Source organism: Halomonas sp. DP5N14-9, assembly GCF_019802175.1.
GTDB lineage: Bacteria > Pseudomonadota > Gammaproteobacteria > Pseudomonadales > Halomonadaceae > Halomonas > Halomonas litopenaei.
Window position 1 is genome coordinate 250,868 of the sequence record NZ_JAHVHR010000009.1, and the last position, 20,918, is coordinate 271,785.

Consider the following 20,918-nt stretch of genomic DNA (forward strand, 5'->3'; position numbering starts at 1 on the left):
CGGGGCGCGTCAGGCGTGGTCGTCGGCGCGCAGCGGTGTGGCGCGACGACGAAGGCGAGCAGAAAGACTGTGCTGGCGGCCAAACAGCGCCGACAGCAGATAGGCCACACCGGCCAGCAGGATGATGGCCGGTCCAGAGGGCAGGCTCAGGTGGTAGGAAATCAGCAGGCCACCGAGGCTGGCGCCCAGCGCGATCACCACCGACAGCACTATCAGGCCCTCGAGGCGCGTGCTCCAGAAGCGAGCGGTGGTGGCCGGCAGCATCATCAGACCGACCGCCATCAGCGTGCCCAGGGTCTGAAACCCGGCGGTAAGGTTGAGCACGACGAGCCCCAGGAAGACACCGTGGACCAGACCGCTTCTGGTGCCTTGGCTGCGCAGAAACAGCGGGTCGAGGCATTCCACCACCAGGGCGCGGAAGATCACCGCCAGGGTGATGACGATCAGGCTACTGATGCCGGTGATCAGCACCAGGGCGGTGGTGTCCACCGCCAGGATGGAGCCGAACAGCACATGGGTCAGATCGACACTGCTGCCGCCCAGGGCGACCAGCATGACTCCGGCCGCCAGCGAGATCAGGAAGAAGCTCGCCATGGCCGAGTCTTCCCGGTGGCCGGTGAGCTGGGACACGCTGCCGGCCAACAGCGCGATCAATAGCCCTGACAGCATGCCGCCAAGGCTCATGATGGGCAGCGAGAAACCGGCCATCAGAAAACCCAGCGCAACGCCGGGCAGGATGGCGTGGGACATGGCGTCGCCGATCAGGCTCATGCCGCGCAGCATCAGGAAGACCCCCAGCGGCGGCGCCGCCAGCGACAGCGCCAGGCTGGCCAGCAGTGCACGGCTCATGAAGGCATAGTCGAAAGGGGCGATCAGCCACAGGTACAGGGTGGAAAGCAGCGAGTCGAGCATTCAGACAGATCCAGGAAAGGTCAGCGGCAGTCGAGGTGGGCGGGTCAATTGACCGGTGTGACGCTCCACCAGCGCATCCGGCGTGGCCCAGCGGCCGTGGCCCTGGGACAGGATCAGGACGTCATCGGCCAGGCGTGCCAGTTGCTCCATGTCGTGCAGCACGATGATCAGGGTCGCCCCCTGTTCGGCCATCTCGCGCAGCACGTCCATCAGCATCTCGACGGTATCGACGTCGACGTTGGCAAAGGGTTCATCGAGCAGCAGCAGTTCGGCTTCCTGCATCAGCGTCCGACCGATCAGGGCTCGCTGGCGCTGGCCTCCGGACAGCTCGCCCAGCGGGCGGTGGGCCAGCCGCGAGATGCCCAGGCGTTCCATGATCTCGCGCCCACGGCGATAGTGAGCGGCGCAGTAGCCCTTGAAGGCACCGTGGCTCGGCCAGGTGCCGGTCATGATCAGTTCCTCGACGCTCATCGGGAAACTCAGGTCCAGCGCCAACTGCTGCGGCAGCCAGGCGCGGCGCGGCGCCGGAACGGCGCATTCGACGCGGCCCGCGACCGGCGTTAAGTCGCCCATGATGGCCTGGATCAGGGTGCTCTTGCCGGCGCCGTTGGCGCCGATGAGCGCGGTGATGGCGCCATCCTGAAAGCGCCCCTCGAGATGTTCGAGCACGGTGCGCCCGCCGCGTGCCAACTGCAGATCATGCAAGACGAGGCGTGACATCAGTGCCACCATCCGGCGGACCAGGACACCGCCAGCCACAGTGGCAGCAGGGGAATCAGCACCAGCATCAGTCGGCGCCGCATGGACAGGGACATCAGCGAGAAGTGGCAAGGCCCTTCGGGGCGGTGACGATGGGTCATGCAGGGTAGCTCCGGGGCGAATCGGTCGAGCAAAATGGTTGAAAGTTATAACATAACAATAGCTGGGGTTCCACGACTTCCCTCCCTCGGGCCATCCACTTGAGGTAGCCGCCAGAGCGTTCGAGGCAGGCGTGGAACTTTCCTACAATCGGTACTGCAAAGAATGTCTTCCCACGATAGACTGAAATAAAGTGTCAGGTGTGCTTGGTCTCGCACAACAGGACAACGTTTCTACGGAGTTTTCAGGATGTCACGGATATTGCGGCGGATGGCGCTGGTCGGGGCGGCCCTTGGGCTGGCCCTGCTGACGTCGACCCACTGCGTGGCGGGCGGCAGTACCGGCTTGTACGTCGGTGTCGGCGCTGGCCAGATGCAGGGCGATGACGACTTTGACGACGAGGCGTCGGCGGCCAAGGTCTTTGCCGGCTACAACTTCGGCTGGCTGCCCTTCCTCGATCTGGGGGCGGAGCTGTCCTACCTCAACGGCGGTGAGCTCGACGGTGAGGTGGACGGTACCTCGGCACGGCTCGAGGTGGAGAGCCTGCAGGCCATGGGCATCGCCGGCTTCAGCTTTGGCCCCTTCGGCGTCTACGGCAAGGCCGGCATGGCGGACTGGGACGCCGACCGCAGCGGCAATGGCCTGAACAAGGACTATTCCGGCACCGACCCGGTATTCGGGCTGGGCGCCCGGGTGCAGCTGTTCGATGTGACCGGGCGTCTGGAGGTCGAGCGCATCGATGCCGACGAGATCGGGCACGTCGATAGCCTGACCGGCAGCGTGGTCTATACCTTCTAGCCTGGTGGGTGCGACTCAGGTACCGGTTTCCATCAGGTGCGTTCTACTCCGCAGGGCCGACGCCAAAGCGTCGGCCCTGCGCTGTTTTGGCGTCACGTATCGGCCGTTGGTACTAGTCGATTGACGATTTTTCGTCGGTTCAGAGGGCGTTCTGCGCAAAACGTGATGTAGGTCATGCTGATTGTGTTGTAAGTGATTACGCACACAAAGGTCAGTCAAAGGGGGTAGGGGAGGAGCAGTATAGAGTATGAATATCTTCCTGCTCGGTGCTCCCCATGCTCACGCTGCCCCACCGGTTCCCACAGCTGCCCGCCCTGTCGACGGAACCTCGCCGCATTTGTCGATGGATGGCGCTTCTCGTGCTGGCCCTGCTGGCGCTGGTCAGCTTGGTGCCCCATGGCGTGCCCGTCGACCTGGCGATCTGGGCCGGGGTACTCAATGCCATGCTGTTGCCGAGCATGGATCTGGTGCTGGGTGTATTGCTCGAGGGGCTTCGCCCGCTGCTGACCTCCCTTGAGCGTCCATGGACGCGCCTCGTACTTGTCGTCTTGGTTGCCGCCGCGATGTGGTGCTTCGCCATCTTTCTGCTGCCGCTGGCGCTGGCCTGCCGTCATCTGCGCGGCCATGGAGCAGCGCAAGACTACTGAGATGGCCGTCAGACCGTTACCATGATGGCAACGCATCGACGCCATCGAGGAATCCCATGACGACAACGCCCTTCGACCAGGCCCAGGCAAGGCTCGACGCCCTGCATGCCGAGGACCCTCGCCGCGTGGAGGTGGACGGGGCATCACAGCCCCAGGAGCTGTGGCACGCCGGGCGCATGAGCGCCTGGCTCGAGCGTCTCGATCCCGAAGCACCGGAGCTGGTGCAGCTTGCCGTGCACAACCAGCACCTGAAACGCTGGGAGGTGCCGCGCAGTGACTATGAAGAGGGCCGCATCGGCTATTTGACCTGGCGACGTGACCAGGGCAAGCGTGCCGGTCAACTGGCGGCGGAGGTGATGCGCGCCTGCGGCTACAGCGACGCTGACGCCGACGAGGTGGCGCGGATGATCCGCAAGCAGGGACTGGGGCGCGACCCCGGCACCCAGGCGGTGGAAGACTGCGCTTGCCTGGTGTTCCTCGAGAACTACTTCGCCGACTTCTCGCGTCAGGTCGATCACGACCACCTGATCCGCATCGTCCAGATGACCTGGAAGAAGATGTCCCCCGCCGCCCACCAGCTCGCATTGGGCCTGCCCATGAGCGACGAGGCCCGCGCCATCGTCGAGGAAGCGCTGGGGTAGGCAGGGTTGCAAGTGGGCTGCTCAAGCAGCCGGGGGGCGCGAAAGCCTGGGAAGGGCGCCAGTACCAGGGGCTTACCGATTGAATGGGCGCCTGGCTGTCTGGAGGCCGCGACTCTGTTGATATGGCTGATGTGTTGTCGCCAGAATCCACGAGGCGAGAGGTGGCCGAGGGCTCGGGCTCTGTGAGCGTGAAGGAAGATCGAAGGCTAGGCTCTGTCCGAAAAGTCGGCGAGCGAAGGTTAGACAAGGCAAAAATCGGTGAGACAGCGCAGTTTACGGGGTGTAAATGAGCATGTTGATTCGACTTTTAACGCCGTATTACCGAGCGCAGGCACTTTTCAGACAAGCCCTAGCGGTATCGCCAGCGAATCAGTAGCAGGCTCACGCCGAAAACGACGGCGGGCATGAGCCCCAGGACAATGATGGCGGCATTGTGACTCATGAGCTGCCTCCTTTGGCGGCGTCTTCGGCCGCGCGCAGATGGCCGAGGTAAGTGGCAATCCCCGCCAGGGTTACTGTGGCCAGGCCTATAGCCAATAGTAACAGCCCCACCGGGGCGTGCCTGTTGATCGTGGCGCCTATGGTCAGGCCGACGATGATCCCGACGATGATCTTTTCCATGGCTTCACACAAGGCTTTCTCGGCGTGGTGCCTTCTATCCATTGTAGCCCTCCGCGCGACAGTACAACTATCGCCTCGGGGGAAGCGACACCTCTCATACTATCCCGGTTGAGTGACATACAAGCGATGCACCTGTGCAGCCCAGCGCCCGGGCGGGGGTACTGGGCCCTCGCCCCGGGACTCGTGTGGAAAAGACAAGGGGGCGAGCAACTTGGCCAACTTGGCGTTGTTCGCCGTGCTCCTTTCGCTGCCCTCTGTTCGCCGCGGGCGAGGGGACTCCTTCCTTTTGACTGGACACATTGTTCCACCGTACAACACGTCCATTACCTAGCCCTAGAACCCCTTGGCCTGCCCTCTGGGCCTAGCCGGGGTGGGCTTGTCGCAGCGCAGGAACTGGCCGTCACCGGCTTGGCCGCAGGGCTTGCCGTCGCGGGCGACCACCTGGCCTCGGCACAGCGCCATGACTACCCGCCCGGTCAGCTCCAGGCCCTCGTAGGGGGTGTAGTCCACCGCGTGGTGCAGGTCGTCGTTGCGCACCGTGACCCGGGCCTCGGGGTCCCATAGGGTCAGGTCGGCGTCGCTGCCCACGGCGATGGTGCCCTTGCGCGGATAAAGGCCGTAGATCTTGGCCGGGTTGGTGGCGGTCAGCGCGACGAAGCGGGTGGCGTCGATGCGCTGCTTGACCACGCCCTCCGAGAACAGGATCGCCAGGCGCGTCTCGAGCCCCGGAATACCGTTGGGGATGCAGGAAAAACTCGCCTCCTCGCCATGCAGCTTCTTGCCCTTGTCGTCCTCGTAGCGGAAGGGCGCATGGTCCGACGAGAACACCTGGAAAACACCGCTTTCCAGCGCCTCCCACACCGCCTGCTGGGCCGCCGGGTCCCGGGGCGGTGGGCTGCACACGCACTTGGCGCCTTCGAAGCCGTCCTGGTCCAGGTCATCGGCGGTCAGCATCAGGTACTGGGGGCAGGTCTCGCCGTAGACCCGCAGGCCACAGCTCTGGGCCCAGCGGATCTGCTCGATCGCCTGGGGGCCGGAAACGTGGACGATCAGCAGCGGTACGTCGATCAGCTCGGCCAGCGAGATCGCACGGTGGGTGGCCTCGCGTTCGGCGATGGAGGAGTGGGCCTCGGCGTGGTAGCGCGGGGCGGTGTGGCCCTGGGCTTCCAGCAGTTCGGTCAGGTAGGCGATGCAGTCGGCGTTTTCGGCGTGGACCATCACCATGGCGCCCTCGCGGCGGGCCAGCGCCAGCACCTCGAGCACCTCGCGGTCGTTGAGCTTCAGGTCGTCGTAGGTCAGGTAGATCTTGAACGAGCTGTAACCCTCCTCGATCAGCGCCGGCAGCTCCTCGCGCAGCACCGTCTCGTTGGGGTCGGTGACGATCATGTGAAAGGCGTAGTCGATCATCGCCTTGCCGTCGCTCTCGTGGTGGTAGTCCTCCACCGCTGCGCGCAGCGACTGTCCCTTGAACTGGGCCGCGAAGGGAATCACCGTGGTGGTGCCACCGGCCGCCGCCGAGCGGGTACCGCTGGCGAAGTCATCTGCCATCACCGCGCCGTCACCCAGCGGCTGGGCCAGGTGGCAGTGGGCGTCGATGCCGCCGGGCATCACCCACAGGCCGCTGGCGTCGATGGTCTCGCCGACTGGGGCTGCACCCTCGGCGAGTCCTTCGCCGAGGGCGACGATACGCCCGTCGCGAATGCCGATATCGGCGACAAAGCGGTCGGCGGCGGTGATCACGGTGGCGTTGGTGATCAGAGTATCGAGGCGTTGCATCTTGCTCTCCAGAGACCGGCTCGCGCCGGAGTTATTCATTGTTGTTCAGGTGCTTGGTGCCAAGGCGTGGCGGATATCGCCGATCATCCCATCACCCCCGGCAGCCACAGCACGATGGCCGGCCATGCGGTGATCAGGGCGACGAAGGCGAGCATCACCGCGAGGAAGGGCAGGCTGCCGATCATCACGTCGACGATCGAGCCGCGTCCGCGCACCCCCTGCACCACGTAGAGGTTCATGCCGATGGGCGGGGTGATCAACGAGATCTCCATCATGATCACCAGAAATACGCCGAACCACACCGGATCGAAGCCGAACTGCACCACCATGGGCACCACGATGGGTACGGTGGCGATCATCATCGACAGGGTCTCGAGAAAGCAGCCCAGCACCAGGTAGAACACCACCAGTGCCAAGATCAGCCCCAGCGGCGACAGTCCCAGTTCCGAGACCCACTGGGTCAGGGCGAAGGGGATGCCGAGGATGCCGACGATATAGTTGAGAAAGAACGCCGCAGAGATGATCAGCATGATCATGGCGGTGGTGCGTGCCATGGACAGAAAGCACTCGTGAAGCATGGCGATGGTCAGCTTGCGGTTGAGCGCCGCGAGCAGTAGTGCTGCCACCACCCCCAGGGCGGCGGCCTCGGTGGGGGTCGCCCAGCCGCTGTAGATGCTGCCGATGACGATGGCGAAGACGAACGCCGGTGGCAGCAGATCGACCAGCGAGCGCAGACGTTGGGCCAGCGGCACCCGCGGCTCGCGCTCGCCGGCGACCCCGGGGCGCAGCAGGCTCATGCCCATGATGACCAGCATGAAGGTGGCCGCCAGGGCAAGCCCGGGTACGATACCGGCGATAAACAGGGCGCCGATGGAGGTGTTGGTGATCGCCCCGTAGATGATCATGTTGATGCTGGGCGGAATCAGGATGCCGAGCGTCGCCCCGGCGGCCAGGGTGCCCAGCGCCAGGCGCTCGCTGTAGCCGCGCTCGGCGAAGGCCGGCAGGGCCACGGTGCCGATGGTGGCGGCGGTGGCCACCGACGAGCCGGACATGGCGGCGAACACCGATGAGGCGCCGATGTTGGTGTGCAGCAGACCGCCCGGCAGGCGGTTGAGCCACACCGACAGCGCCGAGTACATGCGCTCGGTGATGCCGGCCCGCAGCAGCAGCTCGCCGAGCAGGATAAACAGCGGAATGGCGGTCAGGATGAAGTCGTTGAGGGTGCCCCACAACAGGTCGCCGAAGGAGAACAGCAGCGGGGTACCCAGGTAGAGCATGGCGCCGAGGGCGGCGGTGGTGAAGATGGCCACCGCCACATGGATGCCCAGCGCCATCATGGAAATCATCAGGCCAAAGCCCAGCAGTACCTCGGTGACGGAGATCATGGTGTCTTCTCCCGGCCGGCTATCTGGCCATCCGCCGAATGGCCAGGCGAGCCACTCTTCGCGCCAACATAGTGGCGACGCGCTTCGTCGAGCTCGTCATCGGCGCTGAGCGGGTCGCAGCCGGCGTTGAGCGCGCCGATCTGGCCGCGCGTTAGCTGGACTCCGGCCCGGACGGCGGCTCGCAGGGTGACGATGGCGAACACCGAAAGCCCGATCAGCCACAGCGACTGGGGGATCCACAGCGGGGTCTGCAGTGGGGTGCTGGCCAGGCTGGAGAATTCCAGGGTCTCGCCCAGGGTCGCGCCCGCCCGCCACAGCATAAACAGCGAAAACACGCACAACAGCACCAGCGCCACCAGGTTGAGCAGGGCGCGCAGCCGGGGCGGCAGTCGCGTCAGCAGGACGTCGACCCGGGTATGGGCGCGCTGGGTCAGGGCGAAGGCGAAGCTGAAGGCGACACCGATAGCCAGCACATAGCCACCGATCTCGTCGACCCCCTGCAGCGAGAAGGCGAAGAACTTGCGCGCCAGCACCTCGAAGGTGATCAGCGCAGACAGCAACAGCGCGCCGTAGCCGGCGGCCAGAGCGGCACCGCGGGACAGACGGGCAAGTCCCCGGTCGAGCCGGGAGTCCGGTGATACAGCCATCGATGCGGCAGCGGATGCAGCGCCGGGCGATCTGGCGTCGGGTGGCGAATGCGCACCGGAGGGACGGGAATCGGACATCGGGATGCTCCTGGGGACGGGGCCGCCGCATGGGCGGCCCCTGGTCGTGGGCGACAGGGTCGATCAGCCGCCGCTCAGGGCGCGCTGGCGCTCAGGCCGGTGACCTCGCCGACGCTTGCGTTCCACAGCGCGGTGCACTCGGGGTAGCGGGCGTCGCAGGTCTCCGCCCACACCGGCAGCACCGCCTCGGAGGTGATCTGTTCGATGCGCGCGCGGGAGTCCTCGTCGATGTCCACCAGGGTCATGTCGTAGGCGGTGTGGTTCTCGCAGCTCGGCTGACCGGTATTGCAGGCGATGGCATCGTCGTTGACGGTGTAGGCCAGGTCCCACATCTGGTCCTCGAGGCGGGCGAAGGCCTCGCTCAGCGACGCCTGCTGCTCGGCGTCGAAGCCGTTCCAGGTGTCCAGGTTCATGAAGTGGCCCTGCACCGAGTAGGACAACGGCAGCGGTACGAAGTGATCGGTCACTTCCGGCCACTTTCCGTTGCTGCCGGCCGACGGTGCGGTCACTCCGCAGTCGGCGACGCCGCGCTGCAGCGCCAGGTAGACCTCGCTGAACTGTAGCGTCACCGGCACCGCGCCGAGTCCTTCCACCAGCCGTGACATCGACGGCGTGAACACCCGCACCTTCTTGCCAGCCAGGTCGTCGGCACCGTTGATGTCACCGTTGCAGAACATCATCTGCGGGCCGAATGGCCACAGCGTCATCAGCTTGGCGTTGAAGCGTTCCTGCAGGCGGGCGTCGAAGTCGGCGCGGAAGGCGTCCACCGCCTCGCGCTGCTGGTCCAGGTCGGCGGTGACCCCGGCCAGATCGATGCCCTCGAAGAACGGCTCGTCGCGGGAGGCCATACCGATCTGCACCGACATCACGTCGAAGGCACCGGAGCGTATGTTGCGCAGGGCGTCCGCGGCTTCCACGCCGATGGCGTCCATCGGGTTGTAGCTCACCGCCAGGTCGTCACGGGCATCGAGCTCGGCGAAGAAGGGCCGCTCCACGTTGTCCACGTGCAGCTTGTTGCCGGAGAAATTGCCGGCCACTCGCAGCAGGGTTTCGGCCTGGGCCTGGCTGGTGGCCACCAGCAGGGGGGCGGCGATCAGGGCGCCGAGGGTAAGCCGGCGGGTCGCCGTCACGAGGGAGGGAGTCGTCATGGGAGAACCTCATCTTGTTGTTGGTGGTTGTTGCAGGTGCTGATGTTGCTATTGCTGTTTCTGTGGAGAGGGGCGGGGGAGTGTCAGCCGAGCCGAGGGTCGTGAAACAGCTGGCCCCAGCCGTTGATGGCGCTCGGGTCCTTGCCTGCCAGCAGTAGGCTCTTCCACACGGTGACGCTGACCGAGTCGTAGATGGGAATACCGAGCTCTCGCTCCAGCTCCTCGACGATGCCGGCCCCGCGCAGGTTGGTGCACAGGATGGTGATCGCCTCCGGCTCTGCTCGGGCGACCTCGCGGACCATCTCGGCCAGGGTCTGCTCATCGTATTCGGAGAACGAGAAGTTGCCGCGGTCGTTGAGGTGACGCTCGGCCACCACCTCGACTCCTTCACGCCGGTAGTTGTCGACGATGGCGGCCTGGATGTCGTCAAGGTATGGGGTGACCAGCCCTAGACGCTTGACCCCGGTGCGCTCGAGCACATCGTTGAGCGCCAGCACGCTGCTGGTCGCCGGTATGCCGGTGGCTTCGGTGATGGCGGCGCACAGGCGGCGGTCGGCGTCGAACCCGAGCCAGCTCGAGGAGGTGCCATTCCAGGCGATCACGTCCATGTGGGCATCGCTGAGCAGGCGGGCGGCGTCAAGCTGTGGTGCGGGGTCAAACTGGGCCAGGGCCGCCTCGCTCAGCGAGATTTCCTTGACCGTGAAGCGCTGAAAGTGGGCACTGACCGCTGGCATGAGGTCTCGCAGGATGGCGCTGGTGTAGGGCTCCAGCACGGTGTTCGACGAGGGGGTCAGCATTCCGAGAAGGGTGCGTTGCATGGGCGTGGCGATCCTGTGCAAGGTCGTGTTGTTGTTGTGTGAGGCGTGCCCCGGAGGCGGATCGGCGGTGGCCGGTCTTGCCTGTGGCGCGCTACACTGAATCTTGAAAGAAATTCGGAATTCCAAATTTCTACGACCTTTTCAGCATTGCATAACGTCGAGTTTTTGCAAGTACACTGCATCAATCGCCGTGACATCTTGCTGTGAAGGCGGCAGTGAACACCTGGCGACCGTCGTGGAATCCGCGCCTTGGGATCTTCGATGGAGTGTGGAAACAACTTTGATTTCAGCGCTTTGTTGAGTGCTGGCGGTCGACGGTCGGCGTGCTGAGTACTCGGTGCCCGCTCCAGGGCGCTGTGGGCTGAAGCGACGCCCCAGTCCTCCGCAAGCAGCCAGCATGAGCACCCAGGAGCACCGAGGAGCAAAAGGAGCCGCCATGAACGAGTCCCTGGATCAGGACGTGCTGTCATCGCCTCGCCCGGCGCCGCTCAAGCGCTCGAGCCTTTATGAGGCGGTGGCCGAGCGCCTGCGCGAAATGGTACTGGAAGGAGAGCTGGCCCCCGGCAGCCGGATCGCGGAAAAACCTCTGTGCGAGGCCTTTGGGGTGTCGCCGACGCCACTGCGCCAGGCGCTCAAGGTGCTGGCCAGCGAAGGCCTGGTCGAGATGCTGCCCCATCGTGGGGCCCGGGTGACCAGGGTGGATCGTGACGAGGTACGTGATCTGTTCGAGGTCATGGCGGCACTGGAATCGCTGGCGGGCAACCTGCTGGCGGTGCGCGCCTCTGATGCCGACATCGCCGAGATCCGCCGACTCCATGACGAGATGATGGGCTATTTCGCGGACAATCAGCGCAAGCGCTACTTTGCCCTCAATCAACGCATTCACCAGCGTCTGGCGGACCTGTCCGGCAATCGGGTGCTGAAGGACCTGGAGCAATCGCTGACGTTGCGTATCACCCGGGCGCGCTACATGGCCAACCTGGACGCCAGTCGCTGGGAGGAGTCCGCTCGCGAGCACAGCTACTTCGTCGAGGCGCTTGAGGCGCGGGACGCCCAGGCGCTGTCCGAGGCCCTGAGCCTGCATATGCGCAAGACCGGCCAGGCCGTGCTGCAGGGGCTGCCCGACAACGCTGGCGACGACTGACCGCGAGCGTTGCCTGGCGCGGGGCCGGAGGTGCTGGCCGCGCCGTCCCCCGAACCCTTTCTGCCGAACGCTTTCTCCCGAACGCTTTCTCCCAAACCTTTGCCCTCGAGCCCCTTTTCCCAGGGCTCTTTTCCCTTCGAGCCTCCCCTCAAGCCCTGCACCAAGGGGCTCGGGCCCACTGCTCCTTGCTACCGGACACTCCCCGCCGTGCACTACTCGCCACCCATGGTTCGCCACCCATGGTTCGCCACCCACGGCTCGGCGTCCGGAAGATCTCCTGCCGCATGGCCTCCGCATGTCATAAGTCGCTTCTTGCTATATTTGAAAATTACAAATATTTGAAAAATAAGGTTTTTAAAAAAAATAGTATTCAAGATTTGGAATTCTTGGGTGTGTTCGACTAAGGTCAAAGCAGGTGGGCTCGCTTGAACGTTCCATCACCGATTCCTTACCCAATACCAACAACAAGGATTGCGACATGACGACTCCCTCCCGTCTTTCCCTGCTGGGTGCCGGCGCGCTGGCCCTGGGCCTTTGCACACCGCTGCTGGCCCAGGCAGAAGACCTGCGCTTTGGCGGCAACTTCACCGATGATCACTCCAGCAGTCGCGCCATGGCGCGCTTCGCCGAGACCCTGGCGGAGCAGAGCGATGGCGATCTGACCGCCCAGCTGTTCCCCAACATGCAGCTTGGCGGTGCCGGCGAGAATCTCGATCAGGTCAGTTCCGGCGCCATCATGGGTAGCTGGATCGGCATCTCCTACCTGTCGCGTACCGTGCCGGAACTCGAGGCGCTGAGCCTGCCGTTCGCCTTCGACAGCCGCGAGGACGCCTTCGCGCTGATCGACGGCGAGGTCGGCGAGCTGCTCGACGAGAAGCTCGCCGAGGCCGGGTTCGTGGCGCTGGGCTACATGGAACTCGGCTTCCGCCACGTCACCAACGCCGAGCGACCGCTTGAGTCGATCGAGGACTTTCAGGACCTGAAGATCCGTCTGCAGCCCAACCAGACCCACCTGGACACCTTCCGCGCCATCGGTGCCAATCCGGTGTCGATGGACATCAAGGAGGTCTACGGCGCGCTGCAGCAGGGGGTACTCGATGGTCAGGAGAACCCCTACAGCATCATCGAGACCAAGCGGCTGGACGAGGTGCAGCCGTACCTGTCCGATACCGGACACTTCTACGACTACATCGTGGTGGTCGCCAATCGCGACAAGTTCGAGGACCTGAGCGACGACCAGCGTGCCACCCTGACGGCGGCCATGGACGAGGCGGTGGCCTGGCAGCGTGAGACCGCGGCGGCCGAGGATACCCAGGCCCGCGATACCCTGATCGAGCGCGGCATGCAGTTCACTCCGATCAGCGACGAGACCCGTGCGGCCCTGCGCGAGGCCAGCCAGAGCGTAGTGGATGATCTGCGCGAAAAGCTCGGCGCTGAGCTGGTCGACAAGGTGCTCGAGGAGCTGGGGGCATGACACGGGCCTGGCAACGCCTGGAGGCCCACGCGGGCCATCCGGTTCGGCGCCATTTCCTGCATCTGCTGGCGTGGCTGGACCGTGGCTCCTACTACGCCATCCTGCTGGCCATGGGCCTGATGACGGTGCTGGTGTGCGCCCAGGTGGTGGCACGCTACCTGCTCGGCACCAGTATCGACTCCGCCGATGAGCTGTCCCGGTTGTGCTTTGTGTGGGCGATCTTTCTGGCCATTCCCCACGGTATCAAGAGTGGCATCCACGTCGGTATCGATGCCCTTGTCAGCCACTTGCCCGCCGGCGCCCAGCGCCGGCTGGCCCAGCTGATGGCGGCGTTGGGGGTGGTACTGATGGTGATCCTGGGGGTGGTGGGAACCGGTGCGGTGATCGACAAGTGGCCGCAGCTGATGCCAACCATGCCGATCACCGCGGCGGTGTTCTATATCGCGGTGCTGATCTCGGCGATCCACTGTGCGCTGCATCTGATCGCCCAGTGCCTGGAGCTTGAGCCGCTGCCTTCCGCCCCGGCTGGACCCGACTCAGGCCATGACCGCGGTGAGGAGGTGCGCCCATGACCCTGGCGATTATTCTGAGCTTTGCGGTACTGGCGCTTCTGCGTATGCCGCTGGCCTTTGCCCTGGGCCTTGCCTCGCTGGTGGGGCTGGTCGTTGGCGGCATGGACCTGGCGGTGCTGCCACAGCGCATGATGCACTCGGTGGACAGCTTTCCGCTGATGGCGATTCCGTTGTTCATGCTGGCCGGCGAGTTGATGGTGGCGGCAGGGATTCTTCAGCGCCTGGTCGATTTCGCCAACTCGTTGATCGGCCGCGTCCACGGTGGGCTCGCCCACGTGGCGATCGTCGCCGGCATGGTGCTGGCGGCGGTCAGCGGGGCGGCGGTGGCCAGTGCCAGCGCCCTGGGCAGTTCGCTGGTGCCGTCCATGCGTCAGCAGTACGACACCGGCTACAGCAGCGCGGTGGTCGCTTCGGCGGCCAACCTGGGGGCGATCATCCCGCCCAGCAACGCGATGATCGTCTACGCCTTGATGGCCGGCTCCAGCGTCTCGGTAGGCGGGCTGTTCATGGCGGGTATCGTGCCGGGACTGGTGCTGGCGCTGGGCTTCATGGGCCTGGCCAGCTTCCTGTCGATGCGCCGTGGCTATCCGCTGGCCGGCGGAGTCATCGGGCTGCGCCACGTGCTGGTGCAGACCTGGCGGGCGCTGCCGATTCTGCTGATGCCGATCGTCGTGGTCGGCGGCATCGTCGCCGGTGCCTTCACCCCCACGGAGGGGGCCGGCATTGCCGTGCTCTACGCGCTGGTGATCGGCTTCTTCGTCACCCGCCAGCTACGCCTGTCGCACCTGCCGCGGGCGATGTTCAACGCCGCGGTCACCGCCGCCATGGTGGGGGCGCTGATCGCCTTCGCCTCGACCATGACCTTTGCCTTCACCATCGATCTGGTGCCGATGCGTCTGACCAGCGCCCTGCAGGGGCTGACCAGCGACCCGCTGATGTTCCTGCTGCTGGTGATGGGGCTGTTGATCCTGGTCGGCATGTTCGTCGAGTCCAACGCCGCCTACATCATGCTGGTGCCTCTGTTGGCGCCGATCGCGCTGTCCTACGGCATCGATCCGCTGCTGTTCGGCTTTCTGTTCGTGATGAACCTGGTGGTGGGCATGATGACGCCGCCGGTGGGGGTGCTGCTGTTCGTGATGTGCGGCATCTCCAATATCAGCCTGAACGAGCTGATGAAGAGCGCCTGGCCCTTCATCGTCTTCCAGTACGTGGTGCTGGTGGCGTGTATCGCCTTCCCCTCGCTGGTCACCTGGCTGCCGCGGGCACTGGGGTACTGAATGATCGAGGTACTGACGACTGAAGTACGGCATCGACCGAACGACAAGCTACGAAAAGGCCGAGGTGTCGCATCCGGCGCCTCGAACCGGCCCACTACAAAGAGACTGCCATGAAGCTTCTGGTCATCAATCCCAATATCTCAGACGACGTCAGCGCGCTGATCGAGCGTGAAGCACGGGCAAGCCTGCGCCCGGGCAGCGAACTGAGCGTCGCCACCGCGCCCTTCGGTGTGGCCTATATCGAGACCCGCGCCGAGGCGCTGATCGGCGGCTATGCGACCCTGGGCCTCGCCGCCGAGCGCTACCCCGGCCACGACGCCGTGGTGGTGGCCGCCTTCGGCGATCCCGGTCTGCCCGCGCTGCGCGAGGCCCTGCCGATCCCGGTGGTGGGGCTGACCGAAGCGGCGCTGATGAGCGCCTGTCAGTACGGCGGGCGTTTCTCGATCATCGCCATCTCCCAGCGCATCCAGGCCTGGTACCGCGAAACCGTGGACAGCTACGGCCTGGGCTCGCGGCTGGCCAGCATCCGTGCCCTGGATGAACCCCTGGCCGCCATCGGTAGCGTGCAGCAGGACCAGGGCGGGCGCCTGATCGAGCTGGCCGAACAGGCGGTCAGAGAGGACGGCGCCGACGTGCTGATCCTGGCCGGGGCCCCGCTGGCGGGGTTGGCCCGCCAGGTCGCCGCCGAGCTGCCGGTGCCGGCGCTGGACGGCGTGACCTGCGCCATCACCCAGGCCCAGGCGCTGGTCGATCTCGGTCGCGCCAAGGCCACCGTCGGCAGCTACGCCGCGCCCCCCGACAAGCCGCACAAGGGCTTGAGCAGGGAGCTGGCAACGCTGATCGGCCGGCGTTGACCTCTCGTCCCCGGGCCAGCCCCGTCGCTATACTTGGACGCTGGCCCTATCCTTGTTCCTTTCCCTCACCGGTCGCTGGATCCTGCCCATGACGTCGACAACCGACGACGCCACCGTCGCTTCACCCTCCGATAGAGGCGCGCGTCAGCGAGCGCCTCACCGCCGCCGTATCCAGGCGCCGTCCCTGGCCGATGAAGCCTACGACCTGCTCAAGGGGCTGATCGTCCACGGTGAGCTGGCCCCGGGGGAGCGTCTGCTGGAGCCGGCTCTGTGTCGGCGTCTGGGCATCTCGCGCACGCCCCTGCGCGATGCCTTGAATCAGCTGGCGGGTGAAGGCCTGGTGACCCTGCGGCGCAATCGCAACGCCCTGGTCACCCTGCTTGATGGTGACGAACTGCGTCATCTGTTCGAGGTCGAGGCCGGGCTCGAGGCCATGGCGGTGGAACTGGCGGCCGGGCGCATGACAGAGACCGAGCTCAAGCGGCTGGCCTCACTGCAGACTCGCCTGGAAAAGCAGCACGCCAAGGGCGATCGCGACGGCTACTTCGCAACCAATACCCGTATCCACGCGCTGCTGGTCGAGGCGGCGCGCAATCCGGTGCTGGTGGAAACCCACCAGCGCCTGCTGGGTCGGTTGGAGCGGGCGCGTTATCTGGCGCTGAATCGCCTCGGCCGCTGGCAGGAGTCCACCGATGAGCATCGCGCCATCCTCGATGCCTTGATCGCCAGGGACGCCGACCTTGCCCGCCGCCACATGCACGAACACGTCATGCACACCGGTGTCGCCATCAGCGCCTTGCTGACACGCTGAGTCTTGCGACAGACATGGCGACGGTCGCCTGCTTCTTCTGGTCGCTGAACAGCGATGATCAGGACGAGCCTTGACAGGCCATCCAAACACGACCATATTGCAAACGTTAATGATTCTCATTGTTTTGGGCTATCAGCGTCTGCAGGAGGTCGTCATGTCCTATCGCATCAAGACCGCGCTTCACGGAGCCAACCCGACCCTCGAGATCTTCGACGTCAGCTCGGGCTCCATGCGCATGGCGTGGGAGTACCCGAAGGAGGTGGGCAGTGAAGAGAAGGATCCCGAGCTTGCCTCGCTGCGCCGAGAGGAGGCGATCCACGAGCTGTTTCGGCGGCTGTTTCTGCTGACCACCGAGCAGTACCTGAAAGGCGAACTCGGCAGGGACGGAAGCGAGGCGTCAGGGTCACACGGCGGTGGGCACAAGGCGCATTGAATGGGTGGTCTGGCAGGGCTTGCCGTGGCGTAGCCACAGCACCTTGTCGGTCAGGTCCATGACCACGCTGAACAGCGTTTCCATCCGCTCGGCTTCAGCGACGCTCGGGTCGAAGTGGCGACACAGGCTGTCCTCGCCGGGGGTATGATCACCGAGCAGGTCGAATAGCCGCTCGGCGTCGAGGGTGGCGCTCTCGTTGGGGGCTGTGCTCGCTGTACCCCGTTCGTCCGCAGCCAATTCATCCGCACCCGAGTCATCCATACCCAGACCGTCGAGCAGTTGCTCGACCAGCGCGTCGAGGCGACTCAGGCGGGACCAGGAGTCCGGCTTGGGGAAGTCCTCGACCCAGTGGGTGGCGGTGTCACTGACCAGGTGATTGGTATGGGTGACGACCCCGCGAGCCGGGGTGATGGTTCCCGGTTGCCCGGGGTGAACCTCGAGCCCTTCTGCCTGGCCGCTGCCGTCGGCCAGCAGGAAGTGGGCGGGCGCACAGACACCGTCGTGGGCGATTTGCCGGGCGGCGTCGAGGGTCTCGCACTCGAGCATGGCGCGCAGGGCGATATGGATCGGCAGTCCCTCGCCACAGGTCGCCGAGCGGATGGCATTGAGTCCGACTCCCACACCATTGGCGTTGAGCCCTATCTTGCCGACCATGCCGGCCTCGCCCACGCTGATCAACGGCGGTGCGCCGGGAGCCTGGATCTCGAGGATCACCAGATGGTCGAGTTGGTCGGCGCGCCAGTCCCAGTTCTGGGCGAGCCACTGGCGGCCGGCGTGATAGAGCGAAAAGGCCGAGCAGCCACCGCCGGCGCGGGTCAGCGACACCTCGCTGCGACAGTTGAGGGTCAGCACGTCGGCCAGATCACCGCCGATGCCCTGGGCGATGCCGTCGAGCTCCTCGAGGATGGCCGGGTAGCGCCGCTCGATCATCGGCAGGAAGCGTTCGGCGTCGCGTCGCGCCTCGTGCCAGCGCAGGCCCGCCAGGTCATGAAACAGTCGGTCGTAGACGTCGATGCTGGCAAGGATCGCCTCACGGTGCTGGCTGGCGTGGGCACGGCCGATGTCGAGGCGGCTGCCGGAGAGCCTGGTGGGTGTCAACGACGAGCAGGAGGGGGTGGGAGAGGACGTGGAGGGGGTCATGAAGTGCTCCCTGCGATCGAAGCGGCTGGCGCCGGGTCGCTGACATGGGTGGATATCCCCTCAGCGTAGCAGTTCTGCGCTTGGCATGGCGTCGTAGAGGTGGCCATCGAGGTGTCTTGGATGAATTTTAATATATTGATATCGTTCAGTTTTTACACGATTCGCTACCCTTCTCGACAATTCCTGGCGAGACTCCCACAGAGCGTTTCACTTTATTAGTCTGCGAAGTTGTATGCTGCCAGAGAGCCTTACCGGCCATCTCAGGAGACACAACATGAAGACCAGAAACGCGCTGCTCGTATTGGCCCTCTTGGCCCTGCCGTTGTCCGCTCAGGCAGGTGTTGTCGACGGCAAGATCGCCAAGCTGGCTGAGCCGCTGGCCCCTGCAGAAGGGCCCTGCGCCAATCATCACACCACCTACTGCGCGGCTGAACACGCTGGTGCCACGCAGGATGCCGACTTCGACGCCCGCGAGACGGCAAGCCAGGAGCAACAGGGCCACAGCTGAAAGCGATGATGCTGGCGGAACCCTGAACGACGATGCCCCGGCCAACTGGCCGGGGCATCGTCGTCTGGCAGGGGCTCGGGGGGCTGGTCAGGTCTTGTTGGCGGCGTTGTAGACGTTCTCGTCGAGTTCGCCTTCGCTCTTGCCGACCAGGGTGGTGACCATCAGGTCTCCGGCCACGTTGACGCTGGTACGGGCCATGTCGAGGATGCGATCGACGCCGGCGACCACCGCCAGGGCTTCCAGCGGCAGGCCGATCTGGGCCATGACGATGGACAGCATCACCAGGCCGGCGCCCGGGACACCGGCGGTGCCGATGGACGCCAGGGTACCAGTGACGATGATCATGCCGTAGTCGGCCAGGCTCAGGTCGACGCCGATCAACTGGGCGATGAATACCGCCACCACCCCCTGATAGATGGCGGTGCCGTCCATGTTGATGGTGGCGCCCACCGGCAGCACGAAGCCGGCGACACCCTCGGACACGCCGAGGTTCTTCGTCGCGCAGCGCAGCGAGACCGGCAGGGTGCCGGACGAGGACGCCGACGAATAGGCCACCACCAGGGCATCGAGGATGCCCTGCAGGTAGCGCACCGGATTGAGACGACCGAGCAGCGACAGCAGACCGGAGTAGACCACCAGCACGTGGACGACGCTGGCCAGGTAGGCCACGCCGATCACCTTGACCAGGGGCAGCAGCACCTCGGCGCCGTAGCTGCCGGCGACGTGGGCGATCAGACCGAACACGCCGAAGGGCGCCAGCGCCATCACCAGGCTGGTCAGCTTGACCATGGCCTCGGCGAAGCTCTCGAACACCTTGACCACCGGCTCGCCCTTCTCGCCGATCAGGGTCAGCGAGACACCGAGGCCAATGGCGAACACGATGATCTGCAGGATATTGCCGCTGGCCAGGGCGTCCACCGGGTTCTGGGGCACCAGGCCGACCACGATCTGCACCAGGCTGGGGGCTTCCTTGGCCGCGTCTGGGTTGGCCTCGAAGGTCATGTCGAGGCCAACGCCAGGCTGAAACAGCCAGGAGGCGGCCAGGCCGATGGCGATGGCGAAGGCGGTGGTGACCAGATACAGCGCGATGGTCCGCGCGCCGATGCGGCCCATCTTCTGGGGGTCACGCATGGCGGTGATACCGACCACCAGGGTAGAGAACACCAGCGGCACGATCAGCATCTTGATGGCGCTGATGAAGATGTCACCGATGGGTTTGAACACGCTGGCGCTTTCGCCCATCAGGGTGCCGACGAGGACACCCAGGGCGAGGCCGACCAGGATCTTCTGCCATAGCGGGATACGACGCCACAGGCCGGGGGAACGATCGGGGGTGGACATGGGGAGGCTCCAGAAGGACAGGGTGGATGGCCTGCCGTGCAAGGTGGGAAGACGCGACACCCATCGATAGTCAGCAAAATGTTCTCGTTGACTGCTATCGAATGGGCGATCGGCACGATGGAGGCGGATTCTACCGAATAATCTGCCTCGGTGTTTTCATCCGTTGCACACCTTCTGGTGCTCAGAGGCCACCTGGGCGCGGCTTCCAGGTGGCCGGGCTGTTGACGACGCTAGCGGTTCAGCCCTGATCCTGCTGTTCCAGGGCGCGCCGCAGCAGCTGGTGGAAGGCCGCCCAGGAGGCCTGGTCGGCCCGAGCCTGGTAGCGATCGCTGCCGAATACCGTGAAGGCGTGGGGAGCACCGGAGTAGACCTGGATCTCGTAGGGGGCGCCAGCCGCCTCCAGTTCCTCGGACAGCGCCGCCACCTGGTCCATGCCGATGGAGGCGTCGGCACCACCGTGGGCGACCAGGATCGGTGGCGTATCGGCGGAGTAGCCCTGGCCTTCCGGTGTGTCGAGGCCGCCGTGGAAGGTAGCGAAACCACGCACACCTTCGTCGGCGTTGGCGCGGGCCATCTCCAGCACCACGGCGCCACCGAAGCAGTAGCCCATCACCACGGTGTCTTCGCCGGCGCCCTGTTCACGGGCCTGGGTCAGCCCCGCCAGGGTCAGCCGGCGCATGCGTTCACGGTCATCGTAGAGCACCGCCATCTCGGCCTTGCGCGCGTCGATCTCCTCGGGGCGGTTGCCGGCGCCGTAGAGGTCCACGGCGAAGGCGTCGTAGCCCGCCTCGGCGAGCATGTCGGCACGCTTTCTTTCATAGTCGGTGAGGCCATCCCAGTCGTGGATGATCAGCACGCTGCCCTTGGAAGAGGACGCGGCGGGGGCGAAATAGCCCTGGAAGGCTTCACCGTCCACCTGGTAGTCAACGTTTTGTCCGGCCATGGCGCCGGCGCTGGCGAGAACAGAGCCGAGACCGATCAGGGCAGGGGCGAGCAGGGCGCAACGAGACATGGTGTGCTCCTTGGCGAGTGAGG

General features: G+C 65.3%; 23 protein-coding genes. 11 read left to right on the forward strand and 12 right to left on the reverse strand.

Annotated features, from left to right (window positions below; genetic code table 11):
• Window positions 1-9: 9 nt before the first annotated feature.
• From KUW00_RS07810 to KUW00_RS07820, 3 genes are read right to left on the reverse strand one after another with little or no spacing between them, the layout of a single operon-like run.
• Window positions 10-912 (reverse strand): metal ABC transporter permease, encoded by a 903-nt coding sequence (locus tag KUW00_RS07810; RefSeq protein WP_108132148.1) that lies wholly within the window; start codon window positions 910-912, stop codon window positions 10-12.
• Window positions 913-1,632, reverse strand: a complete 720-nt coding sequence (locus tag KUW00_RS07815; RefSeq protein WP_213229372.1) for a metal ABC transporter ATP-binding protein — start codon at window positions 1,630-1,632, stop codon at window positions 913-915.
• Window positions 1,632-1,772 carry a hypothetical protein gene (locus KUW00_RS07820; RefSeq protein WP_181248609.1) on the reverse strand — a complete coding sequence of 47 codons (141 nt, stop codon included), beginning with the start codon at window positions 1,770-1,772 and terminating at the stop codon, window positions 1,632-1,634. The genes KUW00_RS07815 and KUW00_RS07820 overlap by 1 nt, the downstream gene beginning before the upstream one ends.
• A gap of 247 nt (window positions 1,773-2,019) precedes the next feature.
• Between KUW00_RS07820 and KUW00_RS07825 the strand changes: the two genes are divergently transcribed.
• The 3 genes from KUW00_RS07825 (at window position 2,020) to KUW00_RS07835 (ending at window position 3,856) form a co-directional block, all read left to right on the forward strand.
• Window positions 2,020-2,568, forward strand: coding sequence for an outer membrane beta-barrel protein (locus KUW00_RS07825; RefSeq protein WP_052704403.1), 549 nt, complete (start codon window positions 2,020-2,022; stop codon window positions 2,566-2,568).
• 359 nt (window positions 2,569-2,927) lie between these two features.
• Complete coding sequence (locus tag KUW00_RS07830) at window positions 2,928-3,215, forward strand: hypothetical protein (RefSeq protein WP_222568735.1); 288 nt, start codon at window positions 2,928-2,930, stop codon at window positions 3,213-3,215.
• Between the two features lie 56 nt (window positions 3,216-3,271).
• The gene (locus KUW00_RS07835; RefSeq protein WP_222568736.1) at window positions 3,272-3,856 is read left to right on the forward strand and encodes a DUF4202 domain-containing protein; all 585 of its coding nucleotides are present in this window, start codon (window positions 3,272-3,274) and stop codon (window positions 3,854-3,856) included.
• Between the two features lie 438 nt (window positions 3,857-4,294).
• Here KUW00_RS07835 and KUW00_RS07840 read toward each other — a convergent pair whose 3' ends face one another.
• The 6 genes from KUW00_RS07840 to KUW00_RS07865 form a co-directional block, all read right to left on the reverse strand.
• Window positions 4,295-4,477, reverse strand: a complete 183-nt coding sequence (locus tag KUW00_RS07840; RefSeq protein ID WP_222568737.1) for a hypothetical protein — start codon at window positions 4,475-4,477, stop codon at window positions 4,295-4,297.
• 333 nt (window positions 4,478-4,810) lie between these two features.
• The gene (gene hydA, locus KUW00_RS07845; protein ID WP_222568738.1) at window positions 4,811-6,292 is read right to left on the reverse strand and encodes a dihydropyrimidinase; all 1,482 of its coding nucleotides are present in this window, start codon (window positions 6,290-6,292) and stop codon (window positions 4,811-4,813) included.
• A gap of 44 nt (window positions 6,293-6,336) precedes the next feature.
• A complete protein-coding gene (locus KUW00_RS07850) occupies window positions 6,337-7,638 on the reverse strand; it encodes a TRAP transporter large permease (RefSeq protein WP_108132151.1) in 1,302 nt (433 codons plus the stop codon).
• Window positions 7,635-8,363 (reverse strand): TRAP transporter small permease subunit, encoded by a 729-nt coding sequence (locus tag KUW00_RS07855; RefSeq protein WP_222516384.1) that lies wholly within the window; start codon window positions 8,361-8,363, stop codon window positions 7,635-7,637. Before KUW00_RS07855 ends, KUW00_RS07850 begins: the two co-directional genes overlap by 4 nt.
• 74 nt (window positions 8,364-8,437) lie before the next feature.
• Window positions 8,438-9,511, reverse strand: a complete 1,074-nt coding sequence (locus KUW00_RS07860; RefSeq protein ID WP_222516385.1) for a TRAP transporter substrate-binding protein — start codon at window positions 9,509-9,511, stop codon at window positions 8,438-8,440.
• Between the two features lie 83 nt (window positions 9,512-9,594).
• Entirely contained in the window at window positions 9,595-10,329 is a 735-nt protein-coding gene (locus KUW00_RS07865) for an aspartate/glutamate racemase family protein (protein WP_222568739.1), read from the reverse strand.
• 436 nt (window positions 10,330-10,765) lie between these two features.
• Between KUW00_RS07865 and KUW00_RS07870 the strand changes: the two genes are divergently transcribed.
• From KUW00_RS07870 to KUW00_RS07900, 7 genes are all read left to right on the forward strand, one after another.
• Window positions 10,766-11,473: a GntR family transcriptional regulator gene (locus KUW00_RS07870; RefSeq protein WP_162816426.1), complete on the forward strand. Its 708-nt coding sequence runs from the start codon at window positions 10,766-10,768 to the stop codon at window positions 11,471-11,473.
• Between the two features lie 478 nt (window positions 11,474-11,951).
• A complete protein-coding gene (locus KUW00_RS07875; protein WP_222568740.1) occupies window positions 11,952-12,947 on the forward strand; it encodes a TRAP transporter substrate-binding protein in 996 nt (331 codons plus the stop codon).
• Complete coding sequence (locus KUW00_RS07880) at window positions 12,944-13,519, forward strand: TRAP transporter small permease (protein WP_052704322.1); 576 nt, start codon at window positions 12,944-12,946, stop codon at window positions 13,517-13,519. Before KUW00_RS07875 ends, KUW00_RS07880 begins: the two co-directional genes overlap by 4 nt.
• A complete protein-coding gene (locus tag KUW00_RS07885) occupies window positions 13,516-14,796 on the forward strand; it encodes a TRAP transporter large permease (RefSeq protein WP_108132155.1) in 1,281 nt (426 codons plus the stop codon). Before KUW00_RS07880 ends, KUW00_RS07885 begins: the two co-directional genes overlap by 4 nt.
• 110 nt (window positions 14,797-14,906) lie before the next feature.
• On the forward strand, window positions 14,907-15,650 hold the full coding sequence (locus KUW00_RS07890) for an aspartate/glutamate racemase family protein (protein ID WP_108448677.1): 744 nt from the start codon (window positions 14,907-14,909) through the stop codon (window positions 15,648-15,650).
• Between the two features lie 88 nt (window positions 15,651-15,738).
• Entirely contained in the window at window positions 15,739-16,461 is a 723-nt protein-coding gene (locus tag KUW00_RS07895) for a GntR family transcriptional regulator (protein ID WP_108132156.1), read from the forward strand.
• A gap of 154 nt (window positions 16,462-16,615) precedes the next feature.
• The gene (locus tag KUW00_RS07900; RefSeq protein WP_045992400.1) at window positions 16,616-16,894 is read left to right on the forward strand and encodes a hypothetical protein; all 279 of its coding nucleotides are present in this window, start codon (window positions 16,616-16,618) and stop codon (window positions 16,892-16,894) included.
• Here the strand turns inward: KUW00_RS07900 and KUW00_RS07905 are convergent.
• On the reverse strand, window positions 16,865-18,034 hold the full coding sequence (locus KUW00_RS07905; RefSeq protein WP_222568741.1) for a C45 family autoproteolytic acyltransferase/hydolase: 1,170 nt from the start codon (window positions 18,032-18,034) through the stop codon (window positions 16,865-16,867). The genes KUW00_RS07900 and KUW00_RS07905 overlap by 30 nt on opposite strands.
• Window positions 18,035-18,308: 274 nt before the next feature.
• On the opposite strand from KUW00_RS07905, the gene KUW00_RS07910 reads away from it, so the two are divergent.
• Window positions 18,309-18,542 carry a hypothetical protein gene (locus tag KUW00_RS07910; protein ID WP_045992398.1) on the forward strand — a complete coding sequence of 78 codons (234 nt, stop codon included), beginning with the start codon at window positions 18,309-18,311 and terminating at the stop codon, window positions 18,540-18,542.
• 87 nt (window positions 18,543-18,629) lie between these two features.
• On the opposite strand, the gene KUW00_RS07915 is transcribed toward KUW00_RS07910, so the two are convergent.
• A complete protein-coding gene (locus tag KUW00_RS07915; RefSeq protein WP_045992397.1) occupies window positions 18,630-19,883 on the reverse strand; it encodes a dicarboxylate/amino acid:cation symporter in 1,254 nt (417 codons plus the stop codon).
• Window positions 19,884-20,121: 238 nt separating this feature from the next.
• The gene (locus tag KUW00_RS07920) at window positions 20,122-20,895 is read right to left on the reverse strand and encodes a dienelactone hydrolase family protein (protein ID WP_222568742.1); all 774 of its coding nucleotides are present in this window, start codon (window positions 20,893-20,895) and stop codon (window positions 20,122-20,124) included.
• Window positions 20,896-20,918 lie beyond the last annotated feature (23 nt).

Bases quoted from the DNA above. Each gene is read 5' to 3' on its own strand.
- KUW00_RS07810 (WP_108132148.1), bottom strand. From the start codon at position 912: ATGCTCGACTCGCTGCTTTCCACCCTGTACCTGTGGCTGATCGCCCCT.
- KUW00_RS07815 (WP_213229372.1), bottom strand. From the start codon at position 1,632: ATGTCACGCCTCGTCTTGCATGATCTGCAGTTGGCACGCGGCGGGCGC.
- KUW00_RS07820 (WP_181248609.1), bottom strand. From the start codon at position 1,772: ATGACCCATCGTCACCGCCCCGAAGGGCCTTGCCACTTCTCGCTGATG.
- KUW00_RS07825 (WP_052704403.1), top strand. From the start codon at position 2,020: ATGTCACGGATATTGCGGCGGATGGCGCTGGTCGGGGCGGCCCTTGGG.
- KUW00_RS07835 (WP_222568736.1), top strand. From the start codon at position 3,272: ATGACGACAACGCCCTTCGACCAGGCCCAGGCAAGGCTCGACGCCCTG.
- KUW00_RS07840 (WP_222568737.1), bottom strand. From the start codon at position 4,477: ATGGAAAAGATCATCGTCGGGATCATCGTCGGCCTGACCATAGGCGCC.
- hydA (WP_222568738.1), bottom strand. From the start codon at position 6,292: ATGAATAACTCCGGCGCGAGCCGGTCTCTGGAGAGCAAGATGCAACGC.
- KUW00_RS07850 (WP_108132151.1), bottom strand. From the start codon at position 7,638: ATGATCTCCGTCACCGAGGTACTGCTGGGCTTTGGCCTGATGATTTCC.
- KUW00_RS07855 (WP_222516384.1), bottom strand. From the start codon at position 8,363: ATGTCCGATTCCCGTCCCTCCGGTGCGCATTCGCCACCCGACGCCAGA.
- KUW00_RS07860 (WP_222516385.1), bottom strand. From the start codon at position 9,511: ATGACGACTCCCTCCCTCGTGACGGCGACCCGCCGGCTTACCCTCGGC.
- KUW00_RS07865 (WP_222568739.1), bottom strand. From the start codon at position 10,329: ATGCAACGCACCCTTCTCGGAATGCTGACCCCCTCGTCGAACACCGTG.
- KUW00_RS07870 (WP_162816426.1), top strand. From the start codon at position 10,766: ATGAACGAGTCCCTGGATCAGGACGTGCTGTCATCGCCTCGCCCGGCG.
- KUW00_RS07875 (WP_222568740.1), top strand. From the start codon at position 11,952: ATGACGACTCCCTCCCGTCTTTCCCTGCTGGGTGCCGGCGCGCTGGCC.
- KUW00_RS07880 (WP_052704322.1), top strand. From the start codon at position 12,944: ATGACACGGGCCTGGCAACGCCTGGAGGCCCACGCGGGCCATCCGGTT.
- KUW00_RS07885 (WP_108132155.1), top strand. From the start codon at position 13,516: ATGACCCTGGCGATTATTCTGAGCTTTGCGGTACTGGCGCTTCTGCGT.
- KUW00_RS07890 (WP_108448677.1), top strand. From the start codon at position 14,907: ATGAAGCTTCTGGTCATCAATCCCAATATCTCAGACGACGTCAGCGCG.
- KUW00_RS07895 (WP_108132156.1), top strand. From the start codon at position 15,739: ATGACGTCGACAACCGACGACGCCACCGTCGCTTCACCCTCCGATAGA.
- KUW00_RS07900 (WP_045992400.1), top strand. From the start codon at position 16,616: ATGTCCTATCGCATCAAGACCGCGCTTCACGGAGCCAACCCGACCCTC.
- KUW00_RS07905 (WP_222568741.1), bottom strand. From the start codon at position 18,034: ATGACCCCCTCCACGTCCTCTCCCACCCCCTCCTGCTCGTCGTTGACA.
- KUW00_RS07910 (WP_045992398.1), top strand. From the start codon at position 18,309: ATGAAGACCAGAAACGCGCTGCTCGTATTGGCCCTCTTGGCCCTGCCG.
- KUW00_RS07915 (WP_045992397.1), bottom strand. From the start codon at position 19,883: ATGTCCACCCCCGATCGTTCCCCCGGCCTGTGGCGTCGTATCCCGCTA.
- KUW00_RS07920 (WP_222568742.1), bottom strand. From the start codon at position 20,895: ATGTCTCGTTGCGCCCTGCTCGCCCCTGCCCTGATCGGTCTCGGCTCT.